The 6,870-nt window shown below is 69.1% G+C and carries 6 protein-coding genes; 5 read left to right on the plus strand and 1 reads right to left on the minus strand.

The window, feature by feature from the left end; genetic code table 11:
• On the minus strand, positions 1-185 hold a 185-nt coding region (locus tag AB0J09_RS51430), incomplete at its 3' end, for a helix-turn-helix transcriptional regulator (protein ID WP_360708938.1).
• Positions 186-278: 93 nt separating this feature from the next.
• Between AB0J09_RS51430 and AB0J09_RS51435 the strand changes: the two genes are divergently transcribed.
• From AB0J09_RS51435 to pyk, 5 genes are all read left to right on the plus strand, one after another.
• Positions 279-1,340, plus strand: a complete 1,062-nt coding sequence (locus AB0J09_RS51435; protein WP_360708941.1) for an aldo/keto reductase — start codon at positions 279-281, stop codon at positions 1,338-1,340.
• Between the two features lie 117 nt (positions 1,341-1,457).
• A complete protein-coding gene (locus AB0J09_RS51440) occupies positions 1,458-2,039 on the plus strand; it encodes a TetR/AcrR family transcriptional regulator (RefSeq protein ID WP_360708944.1) in 582 nt (193 codons plus the stop codon).
• A gap of 141 nt (positions 2,040-2,180) precedes the next feature.
• Positions 2,181-3,644, plus strand: coding sequence for an MDR family MFS transporter (locus AB0J09_RS51445; RefSeq protein ID WP_360708947.1), 1,464 nt, complete (start codon positions 2,181-2,183; stop codon positions 3,642-3,644).
• 169 nt (positions 3,645-3,813) lie between these two features.
• Complete coding sequence (locus AB0J09_RS51450; protein ID WP_360708950.1) at positions 3,814-5,472, plus strand: S8 family serine peptidase; 1,659 nt, start codon at positions 3,814-3,816, stop codon at positions 5,470-5,472.
• A gap of 251 nt (positions 5,473-5,723) precedes the next feature.
• Positions 5,724-6,870 (plus strand): pyruvate kinase (gene pyk / locus AB0J09_RS51455; protein WP_360708953.1); only part of this gene is annotated, 1,147 nt, incomplete at its 3' end.

A 6,870-nucleotide genomic window follows, 5' to 3' on the forward strand; every position in this document is an offset into this window, starting at 1 on the left:
CCCTGCTCCAGGCGGATCACGTAGTCGACGCTGACGCCCGCCAGCTCGGCGACCTCCTCCCTGCGCAGGCCCGGAGTGCGGCGCTGGGCACGGCGGGCGGGCAGGGAGACGTCGCCGGGGGTCAGGCGCTCGCGGCGGGTGCGGAGAAAGGCCGCGAGCTCGCGGGTCTGATCCACGGTGTTCATCTCCTCGATCCTACGACGCGCCTTCCTGGGAAGGCTCTTCCCAGGAAGAGCCTTCCCTTCCCCGGCACCACCCGGCGGAGCAGCCTTGATGGCATGACGACTCTTGACACTTACCGCCTGCTCGGGCGGTCCGGCCTGCGCGTTTCGCCGATGGCGCTGGGAACCATGACGTTCGGCACGGATTGGGGCTGGGGCTCGGACAAGGACGAGTCGCGTCGGATCTTCGACACGTATGTGGAGCGGGGCGGCAACTTCATCGACACCGCCAACCAGTACACGGAGGGCACCTCGGAGACGCTGGTGGGCGAGTTCGCGTCGGGGCGGCGCGAGCAACTGGTGCTGGCCACGAAGTACACCCTGGCCAGACGGCCCGGCGACCCGAACTCCGGCGGCAACCACCGCAAGAGCATGGTGCAGTCGGTGGAGTCGAGCCTGCGCCGGTTGAACACCGACTACATCGACCTGCTCTACCTGCACGCCTGGGACTTCACCACCCCGGTGGAGGAGATCCTGCGCGCCATGGACGACCTCGTCAGGGCGGGCAAGGTGCTCTACGCCGGCATCTCCGACGCGCCCGCCTGGCAGGTCTCCCGCATGCAGGCCATCGCCGACCTGCGCGGGTGGGCGCCTCTGATCGCGCTGCAGATCGAGTACAGCCTGGTCGAGCGGACCGTCGAGCGGGACCTCATCCCGATGGCCCGGGAGATGGGGCTTGGGGTCATCCCGTGGTCGCCGCTGGCCAGCGGGGTGCTGACCGGCAAGTACAGCCGCGCGGACCTCGCCCAGGAGGTCTCCGCCGACCCGTCCGGCACGCGCAAGAACGTCGCGGCGGCCAACGGGTCGCTGACCGAGCGCGCCCTGGACATCGCCGACGTGGCCAAGCAGGTGGCCTCCGAGCTGGGCGTGACGCCGTCGCAGGTCGCGCTGGCCTGGACGACGCTCAACCCCGGCGTGACGGCGCCCATCATCGGGGCGCGCACACTGGCGCAGCTGGAGGACAACCTGAGGGCCTTGGAGGTGCGCTTCAGCGAGAGCCAGCTGGCCGCGCTGGAGGAGGCCAGCAGGGTGGATCTGGGGTTCCCGCACGAGTTCCTGAACCGCCCCATGCCGCGCCAGGTCATGCTGGGCGGCGTCAAGCTCGACCTCACCCGCTGACCTACGCTCCGTCCCCGAAAGCGCCCGCCCCGTACGGCGGGCGCTTTCGCATGCCCCCGCAAATTGCACACCCTGCAAGTCTTGCACGCTCTGCAAGAGTTGCGTACAGTGCAAGGTATGGAAAGTCCACAGCAGCGTCGAGACCGTCGCCGAGCCGAGAAGCGGCAGGCCATCAGGATGGCCGCCGTGAAGATCGCGCTCGACGCGGGGATCGAGGCCGCGACCGTGGAGGCGATCAGCGCGGCGGCCGACATCTCGCCGCGTACGTTCTTCAACTACTTCGCCTCCAAGGAAGAGGCGCTCATCATGGAGCCGATCTGGCGCCCTGAGGAGCTCGTCGACATGCTCGCGGAAAGGCCCGCGGACGAGCCGGCCTTCCAGTCGCTGAAAGCGGTGATGCGCTCCCTCTCCGTCCAGGTCCGGCCGATCTGGGCGGACATGGAGCCGTTCGTGGAGCTGCGCAAGCGCTACCCCGAGCTGACGGCCAAGGCCAGGGCGGTCGACGAGACGAAGATCATGGAGACCATCTTCGAAGCCGTCAAGGGCCGTCCGGGCGTCACCAGCCCGATACATGCCAGGCTGCTCATGGTCGCGTCGTTCGGCGCGACGATCTCGGCGGTCCAGGAGTCGCTGGAGGCGGGCGGCTCAGTGGAGGAGCTGCTCGACGAGGCGTTCACGCTGCTCGAAAAGGGACTCTGACCCATAGAAGAAAGCGGCGACCGGGGTGGCACCCCCGATCGCCGCGGATAACTCCTGCCCTCGCGAAAGAAGCAAGGAGACAACTCAATGCTATCCACAACGGCAGCGGAGACCGCCCCACGGCGGTCACTCTGGGTGAGCATGGGCTCACTCCTGCTCACCATGTTCCTGGCCGCCATCGACCAGACGGTCGTCGCGACCGCCATGCCGACCATCGTGGGCGAGCTGCACGGCCTGGAGAGCGTGTCCTGGCTGGTCACCGCGTTCGCCCTCACCTCGGGCATCGCCACGCCCCTCTACGGCAAGCTCAGCGACATGTACGGCCGCAAGAACCTCTACCTGTCGGCCATCGTCCTGTTCGTCATCGGCTCAGCCCTGTGCGGCTTCGCGCAGTCCATGGGCCAGCTCATCGCCTTCCGGGCCTTCCAGGGCATCGGGGCGGGCGGGCTCATGGTGCTGAACATGACCATCGTCGGCGACCTGGCGACCCCCCGCGAGCGAGCCAAGTACCAGGGCATCTTCGGTTCGGTCTTCGCGCTGGCCTCGATCGCCGGGCCGGTCCTCGGCGGCTACCTCACCGAGCACGCCTCCTGGCGCTGGATCTTCTACATCAACCTGCCGCTCGGCGTGATCGCACTGGCCGTGGCGTTCACCGTGCTGAAGCTGCCGCGGCGCGTCTCCTCGCACCGGATCGACTGGCTCGGCGCCGTGCTGATCTCCGGGCTGCTGACCTGCCTGACCCTTGTCACCTCCTGGGGCGGCACCGTCCACGCCTGGTCCTCGCCGGTCATCATCGGGCTGGGCGCGGGCGCTGTGCTGCTGGCCATGCTGTTCGCGCTGGTGGAGCGGACGGCGGCCGAGCCGGTGCTGCCGCTGCGGTTGTTCCGCGACAGCACGTTCACGATCCCCGTGGCCGCCGTCGTGCTCATGGCCACCGCGCTGCTCGGTACGGCCACGTTCCTGCCGATGTTCCTGCAGCTGGCCGCCGGGGCGAGCGCGGCGGGCTCGGGGTTGCTGCTGCTCCCGCTCATGGGCGGGATGGTCGTCTCCTCGACGGTCGTGGGGCAGCTCGTGCACCGGTTCGGCCGCTTCAAGTGGTTCATGGTCACGGGGGCCACGCTCGCCGGGATCGCCGGGATCCTGTTCTCGACCATGGACCTGGGGACCAGCGGATTCGTCTCCGGCGCGTACATGGTGCTCTTCGGGTTCGGGCTCGGCATGGTCATGCAGAACGTGATGCTCGCCGTGCAGACCACGACCCCGGCGGCGGACAGGGGAGCGGCGACCTCGGCCGTCACGTTCGCCAGGGGCGTCGGCGGGGCCGTGGGAGTGGCCGTGCTGGGTGGCGTCTTCAGCGGCAGGCTCGCGCTGGGAGAGGCCGCGCTCACGCCCGAGGCGATCCGGGCGCTGCCCGAGGCCGCGCGGCACGCCACGCAGCTCGCCTTCTCCGACGCGATCACCGGGGTGTTCGCCTGGGTCGGACCGATCATGCTGGCCGCGGCCGTCCTCCTGACGTTCCTGAAGAACGTGCGTCTGGCGCACGCCGCGGAGCCCGTGACCGAAGCGGAGCCCCAGGCGGAGCCCACGCCCAGCACCCCGGCCTGACCCCCGGGCGGAGCCCATGCCCGGCACCTCGTCCTGACCCGAGGCGAAGCGGACCCCATGACTGAGGTCCGCTTCACTCCTTCACGTCCCAAATTTCGCTAGTAGGCTGCTTCAGCCGATGGCTGCCGGGAAGATGCAGATTCTGCGGCACTGGGTGGATGGGGGAAGTATGCGGCGAGTCGCCTCTGGCTTGATGGCGCTGGCCGCCGTGGCCATGTTCACCGCGTGTTCGAGCCCGACCTCGACCACGACCCCGCGAAAACCCGCCGCCCCCAAGGGCGCCGAATACCTCGTCTTCTACGCCGAAGGGCAGCAGCGCCAGGCGCGGGAGGCCGTCGAGCGGGCCGGCGGGACCACGATGGGAGAGGACACCAGGCTCGGCTACCTGATGGCCTCCGGCAGCGGCGGGTTCGTGGAACAGGTGGGCGCGGACCGGGCCATCGTCGGGGTGTCCCCGGACCGGAGCATCGGCTTCACCACGAACCGCGTCATGGCACCCGCCGCCGGCCGTACCGGATCCAAGTCCTTCCCCGACGCCGGGTCGTTCACCAAGAACCGCGCGGGAGAGCCGCTGGCGGGCCGCCAGTGGGACATGCGGATGATCGGCGCGGACCGCGCCAACGCCAAGGCGCCGGGCAGCAAGCAGGTGCTGGTCGGCGTCATCGACACCGGCGTGGACGGCAAGCACCCCGACATCGCCCCGAACTTCAACCGCGAGCTCAGCCGCAACTTCGTCACCGACAAGCCCAAGGACGAGAACGGCGAGACGCTCGACGGCCCCTGCGAGGTCAGCAGCTGCAAGGACCCCGTGGACGAGGACGACGACGGCCACGGCACCCACGTGGCCAGCACGATCGCCTCCCCCATCAACGGCATCGGCATCGCAGGCGTGGCCCCGAACGTGCAGATCGTGAACATCCGGGCAGGGCAGGACTCCGGGTTCTTCTTCCTCAAGCCCAGCCTCGACGCGCTCACCTACGCCGGCGACATCGGCGTGGACGTCGTGAACATGAGCTACTACGTCGACCCCTGGCTGTTCAACTGCAAGGCCAACAAGGCAGACACCAAGAAGCAGCAGCTCGAACAGCAGGCCATCATCACCGGCATGCAGCGGGCGCTCGACTACGCCCGCCAGCGGGGCGTCACGCTCATCTCCGCCCTCGGCAACGAATCCGTGGACCTCGGCAACCCCAAGGTCGACAAGGAGAGCCCCGGCTACCCGACGGGCGAGAAGAAGACCCGCCAGATCGACAACTCCTGCATCGACGTGCCCGCCGAGTCGGGCGGCGTCATCTCCGTCTCCGCGCTCGGCCCCTCAGGGCGCAAGGCGATCTACAGCGACTACGGTGTCGAGCAGACCGACCTGGCCGCGCCCGGAGGCGACGCGCTGGACGGCAAGGGCGCCAAGGCCACCAGGTCGATCCTGGCCGCCGCGCCCGAGCACGTGCTGCGCGCCGCCGGCCGGATCGACGCGAAGGGCGAGCCCAAGGGCCCGGACGTCGTCAAGGACTGCACGGCCGGCCCCTGCTCCTACTACCAGTACCTCGACGGCACCTCCATGGCCGCCCCCCACGCCACGGGCGTCGCCGCGATCCTCATCAGCCGCTTCGGCAAGCCCGGCAAGGGCGGCCTCGAACTCTCTCCCGCCACGGTCGAGGACCTGCTGTACAAGACGGCGACTCAGAAGGCGTGCCCGACGCCCCGCCAGTACGTGTACAAGACCTACGGCCAGACCGTGACGCAGGACTGCGGGGGCACCCAGGCCGACAACGGCTTCTTCGGCCACGGCGTCGTGGACGCCTGGAAGGCGGCTACCGTCGAACCATGACGTATCGCATCTTCGCGGACGCCGCGATGGTGTGACGCACTTCGCTTTCCTGGCCTACCTGGTCGTGGGCGGGTTCGTCGCGTGGCGGTGGCGGCGTACGATCGACACTGCGTCGACGGCGTCATCTACCCCGAGGAGTACACGAACTTGGCACGACTGGGGGGCGCCGTTTTCGTTCTGTTCTCTTATCTGGGCTACGTTCTCCGTCGTCAGTGACTGCCAAGTGGTCTGTACCAATTAAGGTAGAACTCGTGACTCGTCGCGCGAAAATCGTCTGCACCCTAGGCCCCGCCACATCTTCCAAGGAACGCCTGCGCGAGCTGATCGCCGCAGGCATGGACGTGGCACGGTTCAACCTCAGCCATGGCAACCATGACCTGCACAGAGAGGTCTACGACCGGGTCAGGGAGGTGGCGGCCGACCTCGGCCGCGGTGTAGGCGTGCTCGCAGACCTGCAGGGCCCCAAGATCCGCGTCGGCACGTTCGAGGAGGGCCCCGTCCGGCTGGGCTTCGGTGACGTCTTCACCATCACCACCGAGGACGTGCCGGGCGACCGCGAGCAGGTCTCCACCACCTACAAGGGGCTGCCCAACGACGTGCGCCCCGGTGACACGATCCTGGTCGACGACGGCCGTCTCGTGCTCGAGGCGACCCGCGTCGACGGCGAGCGCATCGTCACCCGCGTCGTCATCGGCGGCATGATCTCCGACAACAAGGGCCTCAACCTCCCCGGCGTCAACGTCAGCGCCCCCGCCCTGACCGACAAGGACGAGGCCGACCTGCGCTGGGCGCTGCGCACCGGCTGCGACATGATCGCCCTGTCCTTCGTGCGCCGCCCCTCCGACGCCGACGTGGTGCGCAACATCATGGAGCAGGAGGCCGTACGCCTGCCGCTGCTCGCCAAGATCGAGAAGCCGCAGGCAGTGGACCGCCTCCCCGAGATCGTCGATGCCTTCGACGGCATCATGGTGGCCCGCGGCGACCTTGGCGTGGAGCTGCCGCTGGAGCAGGTGCCGATCGTGCAGCGGCGCATCATCGAGCTCTGCCGCGAGAAGGCCCACCCGGTCATCGTCGCCACCCAGATGCTCGACTCGATGATGAACGCCCCCCGGCCCACCCGCGCCGAGGCCTCCGACGTGGCCTACGCGGTCATGGACGGCGCCGACGCGGTCATGCTGTCGGGTGAGACGTCGGTCGGCAACTACCCGATCGAGTCCGTCGCCACGATGGACCGCATCGCCTGCGCCGCCGAGGAGACGTCCCTGCGCGCCACCCACACGCTGGAGCGCATGCCGGAGACCACCGGCGGCGCCATCGCGCGGGCCGCCGCCGAGGTGGGGGCCATCGTCGGCGCCAAGGCGCTGGTGGCGTTCACGATGTCGGGCGAGACGGCGCGCC

The organism is Nonomuraea sp. NPDC049784 (genome assembly GCF_040659615.1).
In the GTDB taxonomy this organism is placed as follows: domain Bacteria; phylum Actinomycetota; class Actinomycetes; order Streptosporangiales; family Streptosporangiaceae; genus Nonomuraea.

Excerpts from the sequence above, each read along its gene's own strand:
- AB0J09_RS51435 (WP_360708941.1), top strand. The coding sequence starts at position 279 with ATGACGACTCTTGACACTTACCGCCTGCTCGGGCGGTCCGGCCTGCGC.
- AB0J09_RS51440 (WP_360708944.1), top strand. The coding sequence starts at position 1,458 with ATGGAAAGTCCACAGCAGCGTCGAGACCGTCGCCGAGCCGAGAAGCGG.
- AB0J09_RS51445 (WP_360708947.1), top strand. The coding sequence starts at position 2,181 with ATGGGCTCACTCCTGCTCACCATGTTCCTGGCCGCCATCGACCAGACG.
- AB0J09_RS51450 (WP_360708950.1), top strand. The coding sequence starts at position 3,814 with ATGCGGCGAGTCGCCTCTGGCTTGATGGCGCTGGCCGCCGTGGCCATG.